15 protein-coding genes are annotated in these 21,534 nt (G+C 32.1%); 11 read left to right on the top strand and 4 right to left on the bottom strand.

The window, feature by feature from the left end; all coding sequences use genetic code 11:
* Nucleotides 1–5 precede the first annotated feature (5 nt).
* Both glmS and AXE85_RS00440 read right to left on the bottom strand, forming a co-directional pair.
* The gene (glmS, locus tag AXE85_RS00450) at nucleotides 6–1,808 is read right to left on the bottom strand and encodes a glutamine--fructose-6-phosphate transaminase (isomerizing) (RefSeq protein ID WP_062171905.1); all 1,803 of its coding nucleotides are present in this window, start codon (nucleotides 1,806–1,808) and stop codon (nucleotides 6–8) included.
* A gap of 569 nt (nucleotides 1,809–2,377) precedes the next feature.
* Complete coding sequence (locus tag AXE85_RS00440) at nucleotides 2,378–3,178, bottom strand: DUF6612 family protein (RefSeq protein ID WP_062171900.1); 801 nt, start codon at nucleotides 3,176–3,178, stop codon at nucleotides 2,378–2,380.
* Nucleotides 3,179–3,512: 334 nt separating this feature from the next.
* On the opposite strand from AXE85_RS00440, the gene AXE85_RS00435 reads away from it, so the two are divergent.
* Both AXE85_RS00435 and nox read left to right on the top strand, forming a co-directional pair.
* On the top strand, nucleotides 3,513–3,899 hold the full coding sequence (locus AXE85_RS00435) for a DUF1310 family protein (RefSeq protein ID WP_062171897.1): 387 nt from the start codon (nucleotides 3,513–3,515) through the stop codon (nucleotides 3,897–3,899).
* A 362-nt stretch (nucleotides 3,900–4,261) separates the two neighbouring features.
* Nucleotides 4,262–5,644: a H2O-forming NADH oxidase gene (nox, locus tag AXE85_RS00430; RefSeq protein WP_062171893.1), complete on the top strand. Its 1,383-nt coding sequence runs from the start codon at nucleotides 4,262–4,264 to the stop codon at nucleotides 5,642–5,644.
* A 151-nt stretch (nucleotides 5,645–5,795) separates the two neighbouring features.
* Here the strand turns inward: nox and AXE85_RS00425 are convergent, their stop codons facing one another.
* Nucleotides 5,796–6,899 (bottom strand): ArsR/SmtB family transcription factor, encoded by a 1,104-nt coding sequence (locus AXE85_RS00425; protein ID WP_062171891.1) that lies wholly within the window; start codon nucleotides 6,897–6,899, stop codon nucleotides 5,796–5,798.
* A 356-nt stretch (nucleotides 6,900–7,255) separates the two neighbouring features.
* On the opposite strand from AXE85_RS00425, the gene AXE85_RS00420 reads away from it, so the two are divergent.
* The 7 genes from AXE85_RS00420 to AXE85_RS00390 all read left to right on the top strand — a co-directional run bounded on the left by AXE85_RS00420 (nucleotide 7,256) and on the right by AXE85_RS00390 (nucleotide 16,798).
* Nucleotides 7,256–8,041 (top strand): MBL fold metallo-hydrolase, encoded by a 786-nt coding sequence (locus tag AXE85_RS00420; RefSeq protein ID WP_062171888.1) that lies wholly within the window; start codon nucleotides 7,256–7,258, stop codon nucleotides 8,039–8,041.
* Between the two features lie 291 nt (nucleotides 8,042–8,332).
* Nucleotides 8,333–9,331 carry an ABC transporter ATP-binding protein gene (locus tag AXE85_RS00415; protein WP_062171884.1) on the top strand — a complete coding sequence of 333 codons (999 nt, stop codon included), beginning with the start codon at nucleotides 8,333–8,335 and terminating at the stop codon, nucleotides 9,329–9,331.
* Nucleotides 9,331–10,263 carry an ATP-binding cassette domain-containing protein gene (locus AXE85_RS00410; RefSeq protein ID WP_062171881.1) on the top strand — a complete coding sequence of 311 codons (933 nt, stop codon included), beginning with the start codon at nucleotides 9,331–9,333 and terminating at the stop codon, nucleotides 10,261–10,263. The genes AXE85_RS00415 and AXE85_RS00410 overlap by 1 nt, the downstream gene beginning before the upstream one ends.
* On the top strand, nucleotides 10,263–11,228 hold the full coding sequence (gene opp4B / locus AXE85_RS00405; protein ID WP_062171878.1) for an oligopeptide ABC transporter permease: 966 nt from the start codon (nucleotides 10,263–10,265) through the stop codon (nucleotides 11,226–11,228). The genes AXE85_RS00410 and opp4B overlap by 1 nt, the downstream gene beginning before the upstream one ends.
* A gap of 11 nt (nucleotides 11,229–11,239) precedes the next feature.
* The gene (locus tag AXE85_RS00400; protein ID WP_021753109.1) at nucleotides 11,240–12,145 is read left to right on the top strand and encodes an ABC transporter permease; all 906 of its coding nucleotides are present in this window, start codon (nucleotides 11,240–11,242) and stop codon (nucleotides 12,143–12,145) included.
* Between the two features lie 435 nt (nucleotides 12,146–12,580).
* A complete protein-coding gene (locus AXE85_RS00395) occupies nucleotides 12,581–14,383 on the top strand; it encodes an ABC transporter substrate-binding protein (RefSeq protein WP_062171876.1) in 1,803 nt (600 codons plus the stop codon).
* Between the two features lie 612 nt (nucleotides 14,384–14,995).
* On the top strand, nucleotides 14,996–16,798 hold the full coding sequence (locus AXE85_RS00390; RefSeq protein WP_062171875.1) for an ABC transporter substrate-binding protein: 1,803 nt from the start codon (nucleotides 14,996–14,998) through the stop codon (nucleotides 16,796–16,798).
* A 456-nt stretch (nucleotides 16,799–17,254) separates the two neighbouring features.
* On the opposite strand, the gene AXE85_RS00385 is transcribed toward AXE85_RS00390, so the two are convergent.
* Entirely contained in the window at nucleotides 17,255–18,238 is a 984-nt protein-coding gene (locus tag AXE85_RS00385; RefSeq protein ID WP_062174635.1) for a DDE-type integrase/transposase/recombinase, read from the bottom strand.
* 207 nt (nucleotides 18,239–18,445) lie between these two features.
* Between AXE85_RS00385 and leuS the strand changes: the two genes are divergently transcribed.
* Nucleotides 18,446–20,875 carry a leucine--tRNA ligase gene (gene leuS, locus AXE85_RS00380; protein WP_062171873.1) on the top strand — a complete coding sequence of 810 codons (2,430 nt, stop codon included), beginning with the start codon at nucleotides 18,446–18,448 and terminating at the stop codon, nucleotides 20,873–20,875.
* A 10-nt stretch (nucleotides 20,876–20,885) separates the two neighbouring features.
* Nucleotides 20,886–21,110, top strand: a complete 225-nt coding sequence (locus tag AXE85_RS00375; RefSeq protein WP_062171870.1) for a KH domain-containing protein — start codon at nucleotides 20,886–20,888, stop codon at nucleotides 21,108–21,110.
* The last annotated feature ends 424 nt before the right edge of the window (nucleotides 21,111–21,534 follow it).

The raw sequence follows: 21,534 nt of genomic DNA, 5'->3' as shown, positions 1-21,534 counted from the left end.
ATTACTTATTCAACAGTTACTGATTTTGCCAGATTACGTGGTTTATCAACATCAAGTCCACGGCCGACAGCTGCATAGTAAGCGAATAATTGCGTTACAACAATACTTGCAATAGGTGCAAGGTCTTCGTTAACATTTGGAATAGCGTAGTCGCCTTTTCGTGCTAATTTTTCCAATGTGATAATTAGAGTATTTGCGCCACGGCTTGCTACTTCACTGACATTGCTTCGGGTATTAAGATCCAGTTTTGTGCTGGTAATTAAAGCTACTACCGGAGTTTTTTCTTCGATAAGAGCGATTGTTCCGTGTTTTAGTTCTCCACCGGCAAAACCTTCTGTTTGAATATAAGAAACTTCTTTAAGTTTAAGAGCGGCTTCACAGGCACTATAATAATCAATGCCACGACCGATATAAAATGCGTTTCGTTCTGTAAATAACTCTTCTGCCAATTTTTTAATAGTTTTGGTATCATCAAGGATAGATTCAATAGCTGAGGTTACTACTGATAATTCTTTTTCAATATCAAGTTTCGGTTTACTGTTACGTCTTGTTGCTACTTCATATGCTAAAATACTTAGTATTGCTATTTGTGAAGTATATGCTTTAGTAGATGCTACGGCGATTTCAACACCGGCATGAAGAAGTAAAGTATAATCACATTCACGGCTTAATGTAGAAGAATCAACATTAGTTAATACCAAGAATTTATAGTTGGAGTTTACGCTGCGAAGTTTAGTAAGAACGGCACGTAAATCCGCAGTTTCTCCTGATTGTGATAAGAAAATAAACATTGGTTTTTTCGATAAGAGTGGTACATTGTAGGCAAATTCACTAGCTAGGTGAACTTCTGTTGGAATACCTGCCCATTTTTCAAAATAATTTCTACCTACCAAGCCGGCGTTGTAGCTGGTACCACAACCGATAATATATAATCTGTCAGCATCTTTAATGTGATTAATTATTTCTGTATCAATATTTACATCATGTCCATTAAAGTAATGAGAGATGATATTACGCATTGCTCTGACTTGTTCGTTTGTTTCTTTAATCATATAATGTTCGTAAATACCTTTGTCAATTTCACCCGCATTTAAGTTAGTAGAGAAAGGTTTACGTTTTATGATTTTGCCGTCTTTATCTTCAATAGTTACATTGTCTTTTTTCACAATAACGACTTCACCGTCATTAATTTCTAAAAAGTTGTTAGTGTATTTAATCATTGCAAGAGTGTCGCTACCAACATAGTTAGTAGAGTTATCTCCAAGTCCGACTAAGAGTGGACTTTTATTTTTTGCAACATACAAGGTATCTTTATCATCGGTATCAATTAAGCATAAAGCGTATGATCCTTGTAGCTTAGAAATAGCTTTTTTAAAAGCGTCTTTAGTAGATAAGCCACGATCACTATAAATTTGAATTAATTGAACAACTACTTCCGTATCAGTTTCACTAACAAGATTAACATCTTTAAAAAATCTGTCTTTTAACTCTTGAAAGTTTTCAATAACTCCGTTGTGAACTAAAACGAAACGTTTGTTAAAACTTTGGTGAGGATGAGAGTTTGTTACATTAACGCCGCCGTGGGTCGCCCAACGTGTATGTCCGATTCCAATATTAAAATAAAGGTCGGCAGGTGTTAATTTCTCAAGATTTTTAATACGACCGACGGTTTTAATAACCTTAGCTTCTTTATCAACTATTCCGGCAATACCGGCAGAGTCATAGCCACGATACTCAAGACTGCTAAGCCCGTCAATTAAAAATTTTACTCCATTATCTTCTCCGATAAATCCTACGATTCCACACATATATATAAAATCTCCTTGCTTTTTCCTAAATTATTTATAAAACTAAGTAAATTATAGTTTTAGATTATATATTAAAGTATATATTATTTTACATATTTATATACAAAATTTTTTTGTTGCTAATTCTATAGTGGTGTGGCAACCTTAAGAACTAACTGCTACGCAGTGGATTTCTTAAGGTTCATCTGAGCTTATAATCTCAGGTGAAGCCAGTATTTCACCACTAAGAATAGCAACAAGCCTAATAGCAATGTTTGTAAAATAATATATGGGAAATAATACTGCTTTTGTAGTGAAAGTACACCTTTGTACAGCATTTAACGAAATTCCATTTTCCGAAAAAGCATCCGCCGAATTTTCGATAACTTTTTTCCTCGTCAACTAAGCTCCTGTTAATCGTTGGTGCTTAGTTCGGGCGCTATAATTGTAAATAATTTTCTTCCTTTCATATCATGATTATATGACAATAATATAACATATAAAAATAAATATGTAAATAGATTTAATATTTCCAGAAAACTAAATTAACCTAAATTTCTTGTTTTGAAATTTAGGTTAATTAAAAAATATTAATCTGTTTTTAATTCGGTTGCATTTTTTACGTCATCAGGTAGGGAAATGTCCGATACCTTATTTACATTAGTATAGGAAGTTTTTTGAGTTAGTTTCATAGCTGAACCGATGTTGTTTTTAATCTCAAGATCCATAGTTGTTTCAATATCAACAGGTATAAATTTTTTTGTTATAACATATCTAATAGAAACATTTTTAAAGTTAACGTCATTAAATGTATTGGTGTCGACTTGCTGAGAACCAGAAGCAGAATTAACAATTTCTACCATGAGTTCTTTAAACTGTTCGCCACTTCCCGAATAAGTAAGTACGTAATTTCCATTTTCTTCAGTTACTTTAAAATCTTTGGCAAGTTTCTTATAAAATTCAAAAATTTTTTCAGAGTAAGCAATGTTCTTTAGATTTTGAAATTGCGACATAACGTTGTCGTTGGAGTTTTTAATCCAACTATTTTGTTCAAAAGATTTTGTGTAAATAACATTATCTTTGACATAAAGTTCAGATTTTTGGGTTGTACTTTGTGATTTAGTTTCGGAGATAGTTTTTAAAGTGAATGGTTCAAAAATAATAGAACCGGAAATTTTGCTGTCGACTTTATGAGTTTGTTCACCGTTTACTATTTCAGAAACATTAGTAGAAATAAAATCGGTATTTTTTATACTTTTAGCTGTGTCTGCCGTTTTATTTAAAATGTTTTCGGCTGATTTATTGAACTGTAACATGCTACAAGCACTCAGTACGACTGTTAAAGTTAAAGTGAAAAAAACAGCGATACTACGTTTGATGTTTTTTGGCATATTTTTTCTCCTTGTTCTGTGTATGTTACTATGTATTTTAGCATATAATGACTATTATAGCTAGAAAACCTTCGACTGATGAAAAAATTAATTAAAATTAAATTTTCACAATATAATATAAATAATTCACTATAAAATATTTATTTCATAATCTAAAATAGCATTATTTAAAACTTGTAATAATAGCGATTAATTATTTTATAGTCTAAAATATATAATAAAATAGTTGAAAAAAATATAAAAAAGATATATTATAATGGTTAACTAATAAATTCACCATTGGTTAGATTTGAAAATTTTGAAAATTAAAATAATGTTTAAGGAGGGGTATAATATGAAAAAAAGAATAGTCGGAACGTTTGCTTTTATTGTTGCTATTGGGGGAGTTATTTATATGAAAAATAACCCTAGGTACAAAGAAATAATTAAAACGGTAAAAACTGCTGATACAAAAGGTTTGTATAAAAAAATAATTTTAGAAAAAGATAAACAGGCTTTTACAACAAAATCTAAAATAAAAAATTATGCAATAGATTACGAAAGTATTCGAGGTGTCGGTGAGAAAATTTTTACCAGATTGATTATAAATGATAATTCTAGGTTTAACATTAATACTCTTATCATCCCAAGAGAAAATACCTATAATATAGAAAAAATCGAGTATTCAAAAGAATTGGAAAAGTTATTAAAATCTGATAACAACAATAGCATGATGACATAATAGTTACACAAAAAGGCGATGATACAAAAAATCATTTGCTTTTTTATTTAATTTTAAACATAATTAGCATTAATAATTTTTTATTTTTTAAAGTTAATTTAATGTTTCGTTAATACAGATATTAATAATTATTAATACAGACAATTTGTTTTTAATCTACATCTATAGTTTTAGATAATGGGATTATTAAAAAAATTTTAATACAGAAGTAATACAGATACAAAAATATGCCATTAAAATAATTTTTTAAAATTTATCTTATTTTTATGAGCGGTAAATTTGTAATTGAATTTAATTCTGAGTATAATGGCGGTAATGATAATTATTATCATTAAAAATTTAATAATAAAGAGGTATTTGATATGAGTAAAATAGTAGTAGTTGGGGCTAACCACGCAGGAACAGCTTGTGTTAATAAGATTTTAGCAACATATGGTGATAAAAATGAAGTTGTAGTTTTTGATCAAAACTCAAATATTTCATTTTTAGGTTGTGGTATGGCGTTGTGGATAGGTAAACAAATTTCAGGTGCGGAAGGATTATTTTATGCAAATAAAGAGTCTTTGGAAAAAGCCGGTGCTAAGGTATATATGAATTCACCTGTTGAGTCGATTGACTATGATAAAAAAGAAGTGCATGTGTTATTGGAGGGGAAAACACAACATGTAGAATCATATGATAAATTAATTTTAGCAACAGGCTCAACACCAATTTTACCTCCTATAAAAGGTGCGGAACTGGTACCCGGTAATCGTGAATTTAAAGCAACGTTGGAAAATTTACAATTTGTAAAATTATATCAAAACGCTGAGGAAGTAATTAATAAATTAAACGATAATCCGAATATTAAACGTGTGGCAGTTGTTGGAGCCGGTTATATCGGAGTTGAATTAGCTGAGGCGTTTGAACGTTTAGGAAAAGAAGTAACGGTGGTTGATATAGTAAATACATGTCTAGCAGGTTACTATGATCCGGAATTTTCTGATTTAATGAAGAAAAACTTGGAAGATCATGGTATTAAATTGGCATTTGGGCAAAAAGTGGAGGCTATTGAAGGTGACGGCAAAGTTGAACGATTGGTTACCGATAAAGAAACATTCGATGTTGATATGGTAGTTCTGGCTGTTGGATTTAGACCGAATACAGCACTAGGAAATGGTAAAATAGAACTATTCCGTAATGGTGCATTTTTGGTAAACAAAAAACAAGAAACAAGCATTAAAGATGTTTATGCAATAGGAGATTGTGCAACAGTGTACGATAATGCAATAGAAGATACAAATTATATTGCTTTGGCATCAAATGCGGTGCGTACCGGTTTGGTTGCGGCTTTAAATGCCGGAGGTGACGGTGATGTTGTTGAATCGGCAGGAGTTCAAGGGTCAAACGGTATTTGTATCTATGATTTAAAAATGGTATCAACAGGTCTTACATTAGAAAAAGCAAAACGTTTTGGATACAATGCAGTGGTAACTGAATTTACAGACTTGCAAAAACCGGAATTTATTGAACATGACAACCATGAAGTGAAAATTAAAATTGTTTATGATAAAGATAGCCGTGTAATTTTAGGAGCGCAAATTGCATCTAAAGAAGATGTTTCTATGGGAATACACTTATTCTCATTGGCAATTCAAGAGAAAGTAACGATCGAAAAATTAGCATTAACTGATATTTTCTTCTTACCGCACTTCAATAAACCGTACAACTATATCACAATGGCAGCACTGTCAGCTAAAGAATAGGATAAACTATAAAGAATTAATTAACCTTAATAAAAAAGATTAATTGTTTTAAATATTTAAAAACCAAGATTTTAGAAGTATGTTTCTTTAATCTTGGTTTTAATTTTTAATTAAATTTTTTTATAGCTTATCGCAATATTATTATTTAAGATTATGTGTTATCGTCATTATCGGTTTCTCCTACCAACAAGAATAAAAATTCTATTGATTTCAAACCTAATTTTATTTTCTCGAAATTGACACAGAGTAACCCGTTTCCATAGCTGTCAACAAGTCCGGCTTGTTTTAAAATATTTGTTTGATAAGTAATTGCCGGTGGCGAGATTTGGAAAAAATCGCTCAATTTTTTGTTTGTATTAAAACCGTAGTGAATCATGCGGAGAATTTCGAAACGTGTATCATCGCCAAGAGCTTTTAATAATGATTTGCGAATGTTATCGGCATTTTTTAACTGTGTAGCTGATTCTCTTGTTAACAGTCCAAGGCAAATAACAGGTTGAAACGGACTGTTATTCGTTGTAAATGGTTCGTCGCTAATAATAACAAGACGATTAGCGGAAAACATCAAGGGTATTATTTCGGACTCATGGTTATCTTGCAATAATGCTTTAGCTTTATTATTAATATATTTACGGTACAAAGTATCGAGTTTTTCCGTTCCAAGTATATTTAGAAAATAAGAATTTGTATTTTTATCAACTTCTTTATAAAATTTCGTAAGTTGTGGTTCAAACAATTTTTCAGCATCAATGTAGTGCTTAAGAAAAATTGGGTATAATGTAGAAAAACAGTTTTTAATTTTTTTACGATAAATTCCAAAACTTCTGTAGGCGGAAAACAGTACAAATTTAGTTTCGTTTCCAATATCAAGTAAAGAAAGATTTTCCAGAAAGGTATCGTTATCAAGTATGGTATTTTTATTAAAAGCGTATTTAACTACCGCTAACTTAAACTCATTCGGATCGATAGCATCTAAAATTCGCAAAAAATCATCAACGTTATTAACATTTTGTGTCATAAAACGGCGATAAATCATTTGAACAAGAGGTAGTGACGGTTCGGTAAAAACATCACCGATAAGTGTTTGGTATGCACTGATGTCAGAATAATATTTATAAATTGTGTGTTTAAACAGCAGTGCTTCCGAACTGTTATCAAAATTATCACGTAATGTATTAAGCCATGTAGTTTTAATAAGTTCGTGTGTAATAATAAAATCAAGTAGTATACATTTCTCTCTTTTAGCGATATTCATGCACATTCTCCTATAAAAATTCAATATACTAATTATATATCAGAATAAGCTATAATACAAATGTTTCTTAAAGAGATATTTAATAATAATTACGATTTAAAGCTAGGATATATTAATAATTATTTATTAAATTATAGTTTATATACAGTAATTTTATGATAAGGATATATAAATTTTAATTTAAGTAGCTATTTAATTATAGGATATTTTAAAATGAAATAATGATTTTATAATTATTACTTGATATTTTAAGATAAGAAATTTGAAATAAATTATTAAAGTGTGTTTTAGCTAGTGGAAAAGGACACGAAGTAATGCTATAATAAACAAGAAATATTAATAAATGGAGGTGTAATTTGAAATTATCAGTTTTGGCTAGTAGCAGTAGTGGAAATAGCATTTATATAGAAAGTCCTAAATTCAGATGTTTAGTTGATGCAGGACTTACCGGAAAAAAAATAGTGGAAAATCTGGAACAAATAGATAAAGATATAAAAGATATTAATGCAATTTTTGTTACTCATGAACATATCGACCATATAAAAGGGGTTGGTGTTCTTGCGAGAAAATACAATATTCCAATCTATGCAAATAAACTGACTTGGGATAATATGACAAAAATTGGAGAAGTTAAATCCGATTTGAAATTTCATTTTGAAAAAGAAGAAAGTAAGATTTTTGGAGATATTGTCGTTAACAGTTTTGGAGTAAGTCATGATGCAGCTAATCCGCAGTTTTACACTTTTGAATGTGACGGTAAGAGAGTTGGTATCTTAACAGACACCGGATATATTTCGGATAAAATGATAGATTATGTAAAAGACTCCGACACTCTTGTTTATGAGAGCAATCATGAGGAAAATGTTTTACTCAGCGGCTCATATCCTTGGAAAACGAAACAACGTATTTTATCAGATATGGGGCATTTATCCAATACAGATTCGGCAAATTATCTCACAAGAATTATCGGGGATAATACAAAAAATATCTACCTTGCCCATCTTAGTAAAGAAAATAATACTAAGGAGCTGGCAAGGATGACGGCTGTAACAACATTGGAATCAAAAGATATTGATTGTAACAACAGAATTTGTATTTTTGATACAGATCCGGAATTGCCGACGGATATAATAGAAATATAAAATTTTGGGGAAGAGGTTATTTAATAATTTTATATTTTTCAAATTTGTAGTTGAATAAATGCAGGGAAAAAATAATAAAAAAATTATAGCAATTCTCACTGAATATTCAGAAAATTCTAGTTTTTTTAGTGGGAATTGCAACTTTTTTATTGCATTTTTTCGAAAAATCTTATAATATATTACTATGTTTTAAAAAAATTGACTGTGTAGTTAATATAAAAATATAAAAGTTATAAAGTTTGAACAGAAAAGCTATAAAATGATATTAGGTATGTTCGGAAGGAGTAGTTAATGGACAAACTATTAGAGATTAAAAATCTGGAAACAGCTTTTAGAATTAAAGATGATTATTTTAACGCTGTCGACAAGGTGAGTTTGGATTTGTATAGAAATGAAGTGCTTGCTATTGTTGGAGAAAGTGGTTGCGGTAAGTCAACTTTAGCAACGACAATTATGCGACTTCATAATGAAAATTTAACACGTTCTACCGGAGAGATTATTTACGATGGGAAAAATCTTTTAGAACTGACTGAAGAAGAGATGAATAAAATTAGAACGAAAGATATTGGTATGATTTTCCAAGATCCGCTTTCTTCTTTAAATCCCCTTCATAGAATAGGAAAACAAATAGGAGAAGCTTTGATTTATCATACTGAATTATCAAAGGAAGAACGAGAAACACGTGTTATTGAGTTATTAACTCAAGTAGGTATTCCAAATCCGAAACGTTGTGCAAAACAATATCCGCATGAATTATCAGGTGGTATGCGTCAACGTGTTATGATTGCGATGGCGATGAGTTGTAAGCCTAATGTTTTAATCGCTGATGAACCGACTACAGCCTTAGATGTAACTATTCAAGCACAAATTTTAGATTTGATAAAAGGATTGCAAAACGAAATGCACGCCGGAATTATTTTAATTACTCACGATCTTGGTGTCGTTGCTGAAATGGCGGATAGAGTGGCGGTGTTATATGCAGGAGAAGTGGTGGAAATCGGTACTGCAGAACAAATCTTCAAAAATCCGAAACATCCTTATACACGTAGTCTTTTACGCAGTATACCACAATTAGACGATGATGCGGCAGATGATGAATTATATGTAATTCAAGGTATGGTGCCGTCTATTAAAAATCTTGACCGTAACGGGTGTCGTTTTGCGGATCGTATTCCATGGATTAAAGAAGAAGCACATGAACCTAATCCGACTTTACATGAGGCGGAAGAGGGACATTATGTAAGATGTACTTGCTACAAACACTTTGTATTTGAAGGGGAGGATAGCTAATGTTAAAAGTTGACAATTTAAAAGTACACTACCCCATTCGTGGAGGTTTTTTCAATACGATAAAAGATCACGTTTATGCAGTTGACGGTGTTGATATTGAAATTGAAGCCGGAAAGACTTACGGTCTTATAGGAGAAAGTGGTAGTGGGAAAACGACTGTCGGTAAAGTGGTGCTGGGTTTGGAAAAAGCTACTGCAGGGCAAATTATTTATAAAGATGAAGATGTTACTAAGAAAAATGCACGTAAAAAAATAAAGTATAATCGTGATGTTCAAATGATTTTCCAAGATGCGATGTCGAGTTTAAACCCTAAAAAACGCATTATTGATATTATCGCAGAACCGATTAATAATTTTGATAATTTATCGGAAGAAGATACTAAAAAACGGGTTTTAGAACTTTTAAATATCGTCGGTATGGGAGAAGAGTCGTTGTATAAATATCCGTTTGAATTTTCCGGTGGACAACGACAACGTATCGGTGTAGCTCGTGCTATTGCGTGTAACCCACGTTTAATCGTAGCTGACGAACCTGTATCTGCCCTTGATCTTTCCGTACAGGCACAAGTGCTTAACTTTATGAAACAAATTCAACGAGAGTTTAATATCAGCTATTTATTTATTTCTCATGACCTTGGTGTCGTAAAACATATGTGTGATTATATTTATATTATGTATCGTGGGCGTATTGTAGAGCGTGGTACTCGTGAGGATATTTACAATAACCCGCAACACATTTATACTAAAAGATTGATTGCAGCTATTCCGAGTACAAACTTAGATAAAGCGAAAGAAGTTATTGAAGTGAGGGAAGCTGTAGAAAAAGAATATCAGAAACATTACGAAGATTACTTTGACGAAACCGGCAGAGTATATCCGTTGAAAAAGTTAACTGATACACACTATGTTGCGATGAAAGGAGGAGAAGTATAATGTGGAAAGTAGTATTAAAACGTGTTTTAATCATGATACCGCAGCTGTTAATTCTTAGTATTTTAGTTTTCGGTTTGGCAAAACTTATGCCCGGAGATCCGTTTAGCGGACTTGCAGAAAATCCGAAAATATCACAGGAACAAATCGAGTCGATTCGTCGTGCGAGCGGATTTTATGATCCGTGGTATCAACAATATCTAACATGGCTTAAAAATTTTATCCATGGTGATTTCGGTTTGAGTTATACAACCGGAAAATCGGTAGGGACATTACTCGGAGAACGTATTTTCAACACGTTTAATCTGTCATTATTTACAGCGATATTAATGTATGCGGTAGCAATTCCTATGGGAATGTATGCAGGGCGTTATAACGGTTCAAAATTTGATAAATTTGTAACGTTTTATAACTTCTTCTTCCTTGCGATTCCATCATTTGTATTGTATTTATTTATGATCGCGATTTTCGGTTTCGGTCTTGGATGGTTTCCGACAAGCGGATCTGTAGATGTTAATCTTGACCCGGGGGCTTTTAATTATTATATTAATAAATTACAGCATTTAATTTTACCGGGTATTTGTTTAGCATTACTATCAACGGTATCAACGGTTCAATATTTGCGAAATGAAGTAATAGATGCTAAACATAGTGACTATGTAAAAACAGCCCGTGCTAAAGGTGTACCTGTAAATAAAGTATATTCAGGTCATATTTTTAGAAACTCAATCTTACCGATTGCAGCGTTTTTCGGATTTACAATAACAGGATTGTTTAGCGGTGGTATTTTTGTTGAAACAATCTTCGGTTATCCGGGTATGGGGCAATTGTTCTACCAAGCAATACAAGATCGAGATTATAGTGTTGTTACAACGTTAATGTTATTCTCAGGGCTTTTAACTTTAGTAGGTAGTGCATTAAGTGATATTATTATGGCTATTGTTGACCCACGTATTAAACTGGACTAGGAGGAAGTAAAATGTCAAAAGCTAAAGAAACAACAGTTACAACAAAAACTCCTTCCGGATTTTCGGTTGTAGCACGTGAGTTTAAAAAAGATAAAGGTGCATTTGCATCGTTAATCGTGTTATCGGCGATTATATTATTTGTTATTGTTTTTAATATTTACATAAGAGTAACGGATCTTTATGATAGTTATTTTAATGTGGATTTACTGAATATTTTCTTAAAACCCGGTGAAGATGGCTTTTTACTTGGAACGGACGTAGGTGGTCATTCTGTTTTCGGTTGGCTTATGATGGGTATGCTCAACTCAATTTTGATTGCGGTTGCCGTTACAGTAATTACGATTACTTTCGGAACGACTGTCGGGTTGGTAATAGCCTATTACGGTGGACGTGTCGATAATATTGTTATGCGTTTTGTAGACTTTATGGTAATTATTCCGATTCTAATGGTAATTATAGTATTCGTTAGTATTAAGCGTAATTACGGTATTGTGTTATTTATCTTAATACTGGCAGCGTTCGCTTGGATGAGTTCAACACGTTTAGTACGAAGTAAAGCACTTAGTGAATCACGTCGTGACTATGTTCTTGCCTCAAAAACTATGGGAACACCGGATTGGAAAATTATGTTAAAAGGGATATTGCCTAATATCAGTTCGATTATTGTTGTAGAAGCAACTTTAACCTTAGCTGCTAATATGGGTATTGAAGTTGGATTGACATACCTTGGTTTCGGTCTTCCGGCAGGGACACCGAGTATCGGGACAATGTTATCTTATGCCAAAGATGCCGATGTACTTATTAATAAAATGTATATCTGGTTACCGGCAGCCCTTGCGATTTTAATTATTGTTTTATGTATTAATTCAATCGGTGGAGCATTAAAACGTAGTTTAGATGCAAGACAAAGATTATAGCAAATATATTAAATTATTTTAAAGTAAAAAATAGAAAAAAGAAAAGCTAAGCAGCATTTTGTTGTTTAGCTTTTTTCGGCTCTGTGTCAAATGCGAGGCATGAGAAAAAACGCGTAACTAAAAAATCATGATTTCATTAGAAATTTGTTTTGGTAAGTTGCACTTATAATCATGAAAATGCTGCTACTAGGTTAGATGTTATACAGCTATAAAGTAAAATAGTTTGTTTATGAATATATTCGTTTGCTATTTTCTAAATAAAAGCACTTGATAGAAAATACAACTGTAATATTTCAAAAAATGTTTCCTAAGGAGAAACTTTTATGTTAAATTTTCTGACAATTAATTGACCGTGTTAGATTCTTCTGATATAATACCAAACAACAAACGATTAAGAAAGGTCGTGTGCTTTAGACACGATAGGAGGATAAGATAATGGAAAAAAGAAAAATGTTAAAGGTTGTTAGTTCTGCTATGGCGCTCACTATGTTACTTGCAGGTTGTTCAAGTGCAAGTAACAAAACCGGTGGGAGTAAATCTGCCGTAGAATTTAAAACATCTGTTGATAATGGAGGAACAGCGGTAAGTAACGGAAAACTTAAAGTCGGTATTCTAAGTTCTGATCCACTAACAGGTATGTTTAACCCTGTATTTTATTTACAAGCAACAGATCTTTATGTCATGGAAGATACAATGACAGCAACATTCTCAACAGATAAATCATATAGAATGAAACAAGATAATAGTGATGATCCTGTAATGTTCCACATGGATAGAGATAAAAAAGAAGTTACATTAACCGTTAATAAAGATTTAAAATGGAGCAACGGTAAAGATGTAACGGCAGATGATATTATTGCAACTTATAATTTAATGGGTAACCCGAAATATTCTGATAACGTACGTTACAGCGATGAATTTGAAGTTATTGAAGGTATGAAAGAATATCATGACGGAAAAGCAAGCAGTATTTCAGGAATTAGCAAAAAAGACGATAAAACAGTTGTGATTAAATATAAAGAAATTAAACCTGCGTTATTATGGGGTACAGGATTTATAACCACATTCCTTAACAAAGATCAAGTAGAAGCTGCTTCAAAAGATTTTACAAAATTCTCTGAAGCCGAACTGAATACAAAACCATTATCATACGGCCCTTATTACTTTGATAAAGTAGTAAACGGAGAAAGTGTTTTAGCGAAAGCAAATCCTCATTTCTACAAAAAAGATGATGTTAAAGTTAAAGAAATTGAATATAAAGTTATCTCTCCTGCCCAAGCGAGTGCGGCAATTAAAAATGGCGATGTTGATTATATGAAAGCAATAACAACAGGGGTTTATGATAGTATTAAAGATGCTAAAAACGGAACAGTTTTAGGGCAACCGGACTTCTATATGTCATATGTCGGCTTTAAACTTGGTAAATTTGATAAAGAAACAGGTAAAAATGTCGTAGATCCTAATGCGAAAGCGGCAGATGTCAGAGTGCGTCAAGCGTTCGGTTATGCAGTTGATTGGGATCAAATCAACGAAAAAGTCTTTAAAGGATTGCGTTTTACAGCTACTGATTCAGGGTTATATCCTCCACGTGTAGAAATGTTCCACAATAAAGACGGTAAAAAATTTACCAAAGATACAGAAAAAGCGAAAAAATTATTAGATGAAGCCGGTCTGAAAGATACTGACGGTGACGGATTACGTGAAGATAAAAACGGTAAAAAATTAACATTTAACTTCGCAATTCGTAACACAGGGCAGGATTTCGACCAAACATTAGCTGATACATTTATCAAATCATGGAAAGAAGTTGGACTGGATGTAAAACTTGTTGACGGAAAACTAATGGCACCTAAAGACTGGTCACGTCGTGTAACAGCGGATGATCCAAGTATTGATATTTTCCAAGGTGCATGGGGCTTAGGAACCGATCCGAACCCTAGTGAATTGGTGGGAACTACTACACCGTTAAATTATACACGTTATACCAGTGATACTTTGAACAAAGACTTGGCGGCACTTAGTACACAAGAAATGTTCGATGATAACAAATTAAAAGAAGCATACAAAAAATTCGACAGTGATTATGCTAATGAAATACCATGGTTACCATTCAGTTGGACAAATGAAATGACATGGATTAATAAACGTATTAAAAATATTGATATAGCAAAATTGAGTTTAGGAGAAATGAAATTATATCAATTAGAACTTACATCAGATGACAGTGCAAAAGGATAGAAAATACTAATTATTATTAAAAACAAAAAGAGGGCTGCCCTAAAAAGCGGAAATTCTAATAGAATATCTTATTGGCAGTTAGACGCAAAGACTCATTGATTTAGGAATACTCTTTAGAGAATTTTTCAAAAATCTAATGAACTGTGCGGGGTGATCTTACAAAATCGATTTTTAACGAAATCACGATTTTTAAGTCGCCCCTCTTTTTTTATGATTTTTTGCTAAATAAATGTTAATTATATTTGGATAACTATTTTTTCGATTGTATTAATAATTTTAAAAGACTAATTGTCAGATTTGAAAATAATAAAGTTTCTTCTATATAAAATAAAGATAACATTGCAAAAATCAATTTCTCCAATTTAATAAAAAAATATAGAATAAGAATTTGTAGAAATGGAAAAGTAAGTAGAGCTATAATATTTAAACAACGGCTGATATTATTTAATAAAAAAGCAGTTTTGCAGAACGTGTTCTATCAAATTATTGAATTAAATAAACTTAAATATAAATAAAATTTTCAGATAATTATATTGACTTATTATTAAAATGATGTTAGAATATTCTCATATTAACTGAAAATAAACAACTGTATTTTATGGAGGGAATAAAATGAAAAAAGGTAAGTTCTTAAAAGTATTTAGTTCGGCAATGGCGCTTTCGGTGATTTTAGCCGGTTGCTCAAGTTCAAGCAATTCAGGAAGTAAAAATTCACCAAAAGCAAAAGTTGAATTCAAATCAAGTTTTGATAATGGTGGTTCGGCTGTAAAAGATGCAACATTAAAATTTGGTATTCTTTCACCACAACCGTTAACCGGACTTTGGAATCCTATATTCGCAGATAAAGCAGAAGATATGTATGTTAATGATGCTGTTATGGGTGGAACTTTTACAGTCGATAAAGAAGGACGTATTAAACAAGATAATGCTGATGATGCGGTTAAATTCCATTTAGACAGAGAAAAAAAAGAAGTAACGTTAACTATTCATGACGGAGTTAAATGGAATAACGGAGAAGATTTAACAACAAAAGATATTGTTGCTTCATACGAACTTATGGGTAATCCTAAATTCACTACAAACACCCGATATAATGATGCTTTTGAATTTATTGAAGGTATGAAAGAATATCACTCAGGTAGTGCAAAAACAATTTCAGGCTTGCAAGTAAAAGACGATAAGACCATTGTAATTAAGTATACTCAAATTCGTCCATCATTGTTATGGGGAGAAGGATTTATCGCCGATTTCTTAAATGCAAAACAAGTAGCGGAAGCCTCTAAAGATTTTGCAAAATTTGCAGAAGCGGACTTAAACAAAAAACCGTTATCATATGGTGCTTACTATATTGCTAAAGAAGTAAATGGAGAAAGTATTCTTGCAGAAGCTAACCCGCACTTCTATAATAAAGACAAAGTAAAATTAAATAAAATTGAATTTAAGGTTGTATCACCGTCACAAGCAAGTTCTCTAATTAAAAATGGAGACATAGACTATTTGGCTGCTACGCCGGCTGTTTATGAAAACAGTAAAGATTTGAAAAACGGTACATTTTTAGGAGAAACTTCACGTGATATGACATATGTTGGATTTAAACTAGGTAAATTCGACAAAGAAAAAGGAGAAAATGTTGTAGATCCGAATGCTAAATTAGCCGATAAAAACTTACGTCAGGCATTCTTATATGCGGTAGACCGTGACCAAATCAATGAAAAAGTTTATAAAGGTATTCGTTTTACACCGACAGGATCAGGTATGTATCCGCCGGCAGTAGGTAAATTGGTAAATGAAAATGCAACAGCCGTTAAAAAAGATGTTGAAAAAGCTAAAAAATTACTTGATGATGCAGGTTATAAAGATACCGACGGTGATGGATTACGTGAAGATAAAAACGGCAAAAAATTAACATTTAATTTTGCTATTCGTAATACCGGAGCTGACTATGACCAAGCATTAGCGGATACATTTATTAAATCATGGAAAGATGTTGGATTAGATGTAAAACTTGTTGACGGGAAATTAATGTCACCAAAAGACTTCGCTTCTCGTGTTCAAGCAGATGATCCGTCAATCGATATTTTCCAAGCCGGATGGGAATACGGAACAAATCCTAACCGTCAAGAGTTATTAGGTAAAAAAGCACCGTTAAACTTATACCGTTATACTACCGATGCTTTTGAAGAAAGTTTCAAAAAACAAGCAACCGATGAAATGTTTGATGATAATAAATTAAAAGAAGCATATAATAAGTTTGATATGGAAGTAGCAGAAGAACTACCATTCTTCCCATTAAGTTGGAACACAAATATTTATTGGTTCAATAAACGTGTTAAATCTTATGATTTAGAAAAAGTTAAAAAAGGTGATTTTAAACTATACGAGTTGGAATTAACCGCTAACGAAGGTGCAAAATAACAGTTAGAAAATAATTAAGTGAATGCTCGACCGGAAAATTCCGGTCGGGTATTACTGTTTTATATGAAAAATTATTAAAATTAGTGCAATAAATAGCAAATAACCTTTTTGCAAAAATATTATCAAGATATTAGGTTAAAAAGATATATATAACAAATAAAAAACAGTATAATATTTGATGTAATTGTATTTTGAAAACCGGTATGTACATTTGTAAATGATGTGAGACAAAAAAAGTAAAAAATAAATACCGGATATAATAGAATTACATAGAAGCTAGCTTCTATGTAAACCGTATGAAGCCCCCGACGTAAATTACATTATTTGATTAGATTTGCCAGCTTTAATTCCTTAGAGAACATTTCAGATTTCTAAAACTTATTTGTCAAGGATTTGAAAAAGGCGTAGCCCTTGTCCTTGACAAATAAGTTGTGAAATCTATTATCTAACAAGGAATTAAAGCCGGCATATTTTTATAGACTCTTTCCGTAACTCTTTTCTTTTTTCAACAGGAGAAAGCCAATTTAAAGTCTGCATAGGAAGACGGTTAGAGCGATATAGATACTTTTTCATCTGAGATATAAGATCATCATACGAAAAGAAAGATAAACGCCTGTAAAAACGTTCATTATCATTTCTATGACTACGTTCAACCTTACCGTTATGTCTAGGAGTTCTAGGTCTAATAAGTTGATGTTTAATGCCAAGATTATTACACAATACATCAAAAGGGTGTATTCGTTTAGTATCTTTAAAATGTGTAAATTCAAAACCATTATCAGTTTGAATTATCTTGGGTTTATACCCAAAATAATCAATAGCCATTTTAACAAATTGAACAGTAGAGTATGATGATTGTTCTTTAAAAGGGAAAATAAATCTTTCCCTAGTAGCTTCATCAATGATAGTATATTGATAAAATTTATCAGGAATTTCTCCTACATAACAACGTTTAGGAACATATTTCACATCAAGTTGCCATTTTTTACCAATTTCAGTAGGTGTATTATAGGGTTTAGGTTTATAAGGAATTACTTTTTTCTTAGTATCTTTATAAAAACCTAATTTTCTAAGCACTCTAAATAAAGAACAAGGATGTCTTTTATAACCTTTGTTGAATTTAAGTTTAGCATATAATTCAATCATAGAAATATTAGGATTACGTTTAATAAGATTTTTAATCCAAGACAATTCTTCAACTGTATGGGCGTTAGGGTGAATGGAATGAGGTCTATGAGACTTATCTATAAGAGACTCTTTAGTACCGTCATATTTTTTATTCCAACGCAAAAGAGAGGCTTTTGATATTTTATAGCGCCTACAAATAAAGCGGATAGAGTTACCATTTCTATAAGTTTTAACTGCAGCTATTCTTGTTTGTAAAGTATGAGGTATATATCGTTGTGTTTTTTCTATATTTTCTGTTATAATAGTTTTCATAAGAGTAAATTCCTTTTTTTGATTTGTAGGTAACTTCATTATACAGGATTTACTCTTCTTTTTTTTATTATATGTCTCACATCTATTGTAACACTACAATGTAATTGTATTTTGAAAACCGGTAAGGTGTTGCTAAATGACATTAAAATTGATATACTATAAGTTAGACAATAGACAACTTGAAGCGAAGGAGTGTGCTTAAATAATATGGTATATAATCATAGAGTTATAGAAAAGAAATGGCAAAAATATTGGGAAGAAAATAAAACATTTAAAACATTAGAAAATCATAGTAAAGAAAAATTTTTTGCATTGGATATGTTCCCTTATCCGTCGGGAGCAGGGTTACATGTTGGACATCCGGAAGGATATACGGCGACAGATATATTAAGCCGTTATAAACGAGCAAACGGCTATAACGTCTTACACCCGATGGGGTGGGATGCTTTCGGTTTACCGGCTGAACAATATGCGCTCGATACCGGAAATGATCCGAGAGATTTCACAAAAAAAAATATTGATACATTCCGTCGACAAATTAAAGAATTAGGATTTTCTTACGACTGGGATCGTGAGGTTAACACAACAGATCCGAAATATTATAAATGGACACAGTGGATTTTTAAAAAATTATATGAAAAAGGTTTGGCGTATGTTGACGAAGTACCTGTCAACTGGTGTCCGGCTTTGGGAACGGTGTTGTCAAACGAAGAGGTAATTGACGGGAAATCGGAACGTGGTGGGCATCCGGTAGAACGTCGACCTATGCGTCAATGGGTTCTAAAAATTACCGAATATGCTGAACAACTATTAGCTGATCTTGATATTCTTGATTGGCCGGAGAGTTTAAAAGCAATGCAACGCAACTGGATTGGGAAATCTGTCGGAGCGGAGATTGATTTTAAAATCGATAAAACGGAAGAAAGTTTTACAGTATTTACAACACGTGCGGATACTTTGTTCGGAGCGTCTTATTGTGTACTTGCCCCCGAGCATAAATTAGTGGAAAAAATTGTAACTGCCGAACAGCGTTTTGTTGTAGATGAATACTTAGATATTGTTAAGCACAAATCGGATTTGGACAGAACAGATCTTAATAAAGATAAAACCGGGGTTTTCACCGGAGCATACGCAATTAATCCGGTAAATAATGAAAAATTACCAATCTGGATAGCAGATTATGTGCTTGTTTCATATGGTACCGGTGCTGTAATGGCGGTACCTGCACATGATGAACGTGATTACGAATTTGCTACAAAATTCAACTTACCTATAAAGGCTGTTATTAAAGATAGCGGTGAGGTGGTTGTACCGTTTTACGGTGACGGTAAGCATATCAATTCAGATTTTATCAATGGTTTAAATAATGAAGATGCTAAAGTAAAAGTAATAGAATTTTTGGAAAATAACGGAGTTGGACGCAGCAAGGTAACATATAAACTTCGTGATTGGTTGTTTTCAAGACAGCGTTATTGGGGAGAACCTATTCCGATTATCCATTGGGAAGATGGCACTATGACAACCGTGCCGGATAGCGAACTGCCGTTATTACTACCGGAAACCGATAATATAAAACCATCAGGGACGGGAGAATCACCGCTGGCGAATATTGAAGATTGGTTAAATGTTGTAGATTCTAAAACCGGTAAAAAAGGAAAACGTGAAACAAATACAATGCCGCAATGGGCAGGCTCATGTTGGTACTACTTGCGATATATTGATCCGCATAATGATGAAATGTTTGCAGATCCTGAAAAATTGAAATACTGGTTACCTGTTGATGTATATATCGGGGGAGCTGAGCATGCTGTCTTACATCTGCTGTACGCACGTTTTTGGCATAAAGTGCTTTATGATTTAGGCTTAGTTCCGACTCGTGAACCGTTCCAAAAACTATTTAACCAAGGTATGATTTTAGCGGAAGGAAAAGACGGACGTCCGGAAAAAATGTCAAAATCAAAAGGAAACGTTGTTAATCCCGATGATATTATTATCTCTCATGGAGCAGATACATTGCGTGTTTATGAAATGTTTATGGGGCCGTTAGATGCCTCTATCGCTTGGAGTGAAAATGGACTTGACGGATCACGCCGTTTCTTGGATAGAGTATATCGTCTGTTTGTTGACGAAGAAACCGGTATGGTAAATAACAAAGTTAAAGACAAGGATAATTCTAAGTTGGAAATAAGTTATAACTACACTGTGAAAAAAGTATCAGAAGATATAGAAACAATGCAATTCAATACAGCCATTTCTCAACTTATGGTTTTTGTTAATGATTGTTACAAAGCGGAGTATATTCCACGTAAATATGCGTTAGGTTTTATCCAATTATTAGCACCGTTTGCCCCTCATTTAGCAGAAGAAATGTGGTCTATTTACGGAAACAATAAATCAATATCATATATCTCGTGGCCGACATTTGATGATAGCAAATTGGTTAGTGATAATGTAGAAATCGTTGTGCAATTAATGGGTAAAGTAAAAACTAAATTAGGAGTTAAAAAAGATTTAACATCTGCCGAATTAGAACAAACAGTATTGGAAAATGCTGAAGTTAAAAAACTGTTAGCAGGTAAAAATATTATTAAAGTAATTGTTGTCCCGGGTAGATTAGTCAATATAGTAGCAAAATAAGGAGAATAACATGGAAGAATTAATTTATAATATTGTCAGTGAAATAGTTGCACATAAAGATGAAATCAAAATAGAAAAATTGGTAAAAAATGCACGTGAACATTATATTTTAACCGTTCACCCCGAAGACTGCGGACGTGTTATCGGTAAAAAAGGTATGGTCATTAATGCGATTCGTACTGTACTAAATTCAACGACATTTAGCAAAAAAGTATATTTAGATTTAGTGGAGTAAAAGCATAAGTTAGAAAACCTTTAAATCAGCTCTAAAGTATAAAAGTTTAGATGATTTAGAGGTTTTTTATTTTTATAGAATTTAATTAAAAAAAGAAAATCGAAAATTATTTAATGTGATTTTCAATGTAATAGCACTATGTGATAAATTGTAAGTTATAATAGAAGAATTGCAATAAAATGTGCTAAAAAACTATAAAAATATATGGTAAAGGTATAAATTAAAGAGAAAAAAGTGACAATATCTATAATTTAGATAGAAAACTATAAAAGTTCAACAAAAAATACAAAAAAGAGTATTTAAAGCGGTAATAATAAATAATTATTAAATTTACAAAAAAACGTTTAATTACGCTGGAAAACTAAAATATTTTCTGTAAGTTTTTTCATTATCAGTTACATAAAAAACAAAAAATATTAAGGAA

The sequence above is a fragment of the Gemella sp. oral taxon 928 genome (assembly GCF_001553915.1).
GTDB classification, from domain to species: domain Bacteria; phylum Bacillota; class Bacilli; order Staphylococcales; family Gemellaceae; genus Gemella; species Gemella massiliensis.
This window is presented reverse-complemented; position numbering and strand designations above follow the sequence as displayed.

Bases quoted from the DNA above. Each gene is read 5' to 3' on its own strand.
- glmS (WP_062171905.1), bottom strand. From the start codon at position 1,808: ATGTGTGGAATCGTAGGATTTATCGGAGAAGATAATGGAGTAAAATTT.
- AXE85_RS00440 (WP_062171900.1), bottom strand. From the start codon at position 3,178: ATGCCAAAAAACATCAAACGTAGTATCGCTGTTTTTTTCACTTTAACT.
- AXE85_RS00435 (WP_062171897.1), top strand. From the start codon at position 3,513: ATGAAAAAAAGAATAGTCGGAACGTTTGCTTTTATTGTTGCTATTGGG.
- nox (WP_062171893.1), top strand. From the start codon at position 4,262: ATGAGTAAAATAGTAGTAGTTGGGGCTAACCACGCAGGAACAGCTTGT.
- AXE85_RS00425 (WP_062171891.1), bottom strand. From the start codon at position 6,899: ATGAATATCGCTAAAAGAGAGAAATGTATACTACTTGATTTTATTATT.
- AXE85_RS00415 (WP_062171884.1), top strand. From the start codon at position 8,333: ATGGACAAACTATTAGAGATTAAAAATCTGGAAACAGCTTTTAGAATT.
- AXE85_RS00410 (WP_062171881.1), top strand. From the start codon at position 9,331: ATGTTAAAAGTTGACAATTTAAAAGTACACTACCCCATTCGTGGAGGT.
- opp4B (WP_062171878.1), top strand. From the start codon at position 10,263: ATGTGGAAAGTAGTATTAAAACGTGTTTTAATCATGATACCGCAGCTG.
- AXE85_RS00400 (WP_021753109.1), top strand. From the start codon at position 11,240: ATGTCAAAAGCTAAAGAAACAACAGTTACAACAAAAACTCCTTCCGGA.
- AXE85_RS00395 (WP_062171876.1), top strand. From the start codon at position 12,581: ATGGAAAAAAGAAAAATGTTAAAGGTTGTTAGTTCTGCTATGGCGCTC.
- AXE85_RS00390 (WP_062171875.1), top strand. From the start codon at position 14,996: ATGAAAAAAGGTAAGTTCTTAAAAGTATTTAGTTCGGCAATGGCGCTT.
- AXE85_RS00385 (WP_062174635.1), bottom strand. From the start codon at position 18,238: ATGAAAACTATTATAACAGAAAATATAGAAAAAACACAACGATATATA.
- leuS (WP_062171873.1), top strand. From the start codon at position 18,446: ATGGTATATAATCATAGAGTTATAGAAAAGAAATGGCAAAAATATTGG.
- AXE85_RS00375 (WP_062171870.1), top strand. From the start codon at position 20,886: ATGGAAGAATTAATTTATAATATTGTCAGTGAAATAGTTGCACATAAA.